General features: G+C 66.2%; 3 protein-coding genes and 1 pseudogene. 1 reads left to right on the top strand and 3 read right to left on the bottom strand.

Going from position 1 to position 2,565, the window contains the following annotated elements; all coding sequences use genetic code 11:
- Positions 1 to 146 (bottom strand): DEAD/DEAH box helicase (locus JHC57_RS21975; protein WP_294032695.1); only part of this gene is annotated, 146 nt, incomplete at its 3' end.
- A 298-nt stretch (positions 147 to 444) separates the two neighbouring features.
- On the opposite strand from JHC57_RS21975, the gene JHC57_RS21970 reads away from it, so the two are divergent.
- Positions 445 to 1,917: a glycerol kinase gene (locus JHC57_RS21970; protein ID WP_294032694.1), complete on the top strand. Its 1,473-nt coding sequence runs from the start codon at positions 445 to 447 to the stop codon at positions 1,915 to 1,917.
- 9 nt (positions 1,918 to 1,926) lie between these two features.
- On the opposite strand, the gene rpmE is transcribed toward JHC57_RS21970, so the two are convergent.
- The gene (gene rpmE / locus JHC57_RS21965; RefSeq protein WP_037555096.1) at positions 1,927 to 2,154 is read right to left on the bottom strand and encodes a 50S ribosomal protein L31; all 228 of its coding nucleotides are present in this window, start codon (positions 2,152 to 2,154) and stop codon (positions 1,927 to 1,929) included.
- Between the two features lie 115 nt (positions 2,155 to 2,269).
- A pseudogene (locus JHC57_RS21960) lies at positions 2,270 to 2,565 on the bottom strand (3-hydroxyacyl-[acyl-carrier-protein] dehydratase FabZ); the annotation flags it as partial.

Genomic DNA, 2,565 nt, shown 5'->3' with positions numbered 1-2,565 from the left:
CCGGTCTGCGCGATGCCGCACAGGTCGCGGCCCTTCATCAGCGGCGGGATCGCCTGCGTCTGGATCGGGGTCGGCTGGGTATAATCCTTGGCGGCAAGCGCGCGATTGATATCGGCGTGCAGGCCAAAGTCGTTGAAAGTCGTCATAAAATACTCACATGGGGCGACGCGCAGGCACATCCGTTCGCAGCGAACGGACGGCGCACGGCCGCGGGTTCGAAACGACCCGCGTGAAAGGGTGCCTCTGGGGACAAAGCGCCGGTCCGGCTCGTCCCGCGCCTGAGTTGGGCGGGAAAATCACGCTGCCGGTGGTTGCGGCGGGTGGCCCCGCCATGCTGCGCTGCACAACATATGGCACGCGTTGCGCGAAATTGCAAGATTATTACCTGGCGCGGGATTGCTCCCCTTTCGCGTTCGTGCTGAGCTAGCGGAAAGGGAGGACGCCATGTCGGAAAAGATCATCGTCATCGACGAGGGCACCACCTCGACCCGCACGATGCTCTTCGCCGCCGACGGTACCCCGCTCGGCAGCGCGCAGCGCGAGTTCCGGCAGCATTACCCCGGCCCCGGGCTCGTCGAGCATGACGCCGCCGAAATCTGGGAAGCCACGCTCGCCTGCACGCGCGAGATGATCGCGCAGGCAGGCGGTGCCCATCTGGTCGCGGCCATCGGCATCACCAACCAGCGCGAAACCGTGGTGTTCTGGGATCGCAAGACGGGCGAGCCGCTGGCGCCCGCGATCGTCTGGCAGGACCGCCGTACCGCCGCCGATTGCGCGGCGCTGAAACAGGCGGGACACGAAGCCATGGTGCAGGACAGAAGCGGCCTGCTGCTCGACCCGTATTTCTCGGGAAGCAAGATCGGCTGGGCGCTGAAACATTGGCCGCAATTGAAGGAGGCCGGCGACCGGCTCGCGGTCGGGACGATCGAATCCTACCTCGTCTATCGACTGACCGGCGGCGTGCATGTCAGCGACGCGAGCAATGCGGCGCGGACGCTGCTGATGGACATCAACGGCGTTGGCGGATGGGATGCCGAACTTTGCGACCTCCTCGGCGTACCGATCCGCCTGCTGCCGGAAATCACCGGCTGCACCGCCGGCGTAGGCGTAACCGAACCGGCGCTGTTCGGGAGCCCGATCCCGATATGCGGCATGGCGGGCGACCAGCAGGCGGCGACGATCGGTCAGGCGTGCCTGTCGCCGGGGCAGACCAAGGCGACCTTCGGCACCGGCGCCTTCATCCTGTCGGCGAGCGGGACCGAGCGCCCGCATTCAACGAACCGCCTGCTCGCAACCATCCTTGTTCAGGAAGGCGACGTCCGCTCCTACGCGCTCGAAGGATCGGTCTTCGTCGCGGGCAGCCTGATCAAATGGCTGCGCGACGGGCTTGGCCTGCTCGCGAGCGCGGGAGAGAGCGAGGGGCAGGCGCGCTCGGTGACCGATAACGGCGGCGTCTATCTGGTCCCCGCCCTGTCGGGCCTCGGCGCGCCGCACTGGCGGCCCGATGCGCTCGCCGCGCTATCGGGCCTCAGCTTCGCGAGTACGAAAGCACATGTCGCGCGCGCCGCGCTCGAGGCGCAAGCCTATCAGGCGCACGATCTCAAATCGGCGTTCGCCGCCGACGGCGTCGACTGGGCCGAGTTGCGCATCGACGGGGGCATGGCCGCAAACGACTGGATGGCGCAGGATCTGGCCGACATGCTCGACCTGACGGTCGAGCGGCCCGGTTTCGTCGAAAGCACCGCGCTGGGCGCCGCGATGCTCGCGGCGACGGGAGCCGGCCTCTATCCCGATCTGGCAAACGCCGCCGCAACGATGCGCGGCACGGCGACGCGCTTCACCCCGGCGCTCGATCCCCGGAAACGCAAAACGCGCCTTGCCGGATGGCAAAGCGCGCTTGCGAAAGTCCTCGGCTGAGGAAGCGAATCAACGCTTGAGGGTGAGACCACCAAAGCGCTTGTTGAACTTCGCTACCTGACCGCCGGCGTCGAGCAGACGTCCGGTGCCACCGGTCCACGCCGGGTGCGCGGTGGGGTCGATTTCGAGCGTCATCACGTCGCCCTCCTTGCCCCAGGTCGAGCGCGTCTGATATTCGGTGCCATCGGTCATCTTGACCGTGATCATGTGATAGTCGGGGTGAACGTCTTTTTTCATTTCCAGGCTCCTGCGCCACTGGTTACCGACCAGCAGCTGAGTCGATGCTTTCCCCGTCACGGGGCCCGCGAAGCGGCGTCCCCTAACGGCGAAAGCGCAATTTTGCAAGTGGTGCTTAGTCGCTCGGCGGATCGGCGATCATTGCGGTGAACTGACACTCGGTCGCGAGCTGTCCGTCCAGCATCGCCTTCCCTTCGAACTTGCAGATGTTCCGCTTCGCCTGAAGGATGGTGACGTGAAGATCGAGCAGCACGCCGGGTTCGACGGGCTTGCGGAATTTCACCCCGTCGATCCCCATGAAATAGACGAGCTTGCCCGAACCGCCGAGACCGAGCGATTCGACCGCGAGAATGCCGCCGGCCTGCGCCAGCGCCTCGACGATGAGGACGCCGGGCATGATCGGCCGGCCGG

This window comes from Sphingopyxis sp., from assembly GCF_016463645.1.
Taxonomy (GTDB): Bacteria; Pseudomonadota; Alphaproteobacteria; order Sphingomonadales; family Sphingomonadaceae; genus Sphingopyxis.
The sequence above is the reverse complement of the archived record's forward strand: the minus strand, read 5'-3'. Positions and strand labels throughout refer to the sequence as shown.

What these genes read in the sequence shown, in the direction of transcription:
- rpmE (WP_037555096.1), bottom strand. Translation starts at nt 2,154, where the DNA reads ATGAAAAAAGACGTTCACCCCGACTATCACATGATCACGGTCAAGATG.
- JHC57_RS21970 (WP_294032694.1), top strand. Translation starts at nt 445, where the DNA reads ATGTCGGAAAAGATCATCGTCATCGACGAGGGCACCACCTCGACCCGC.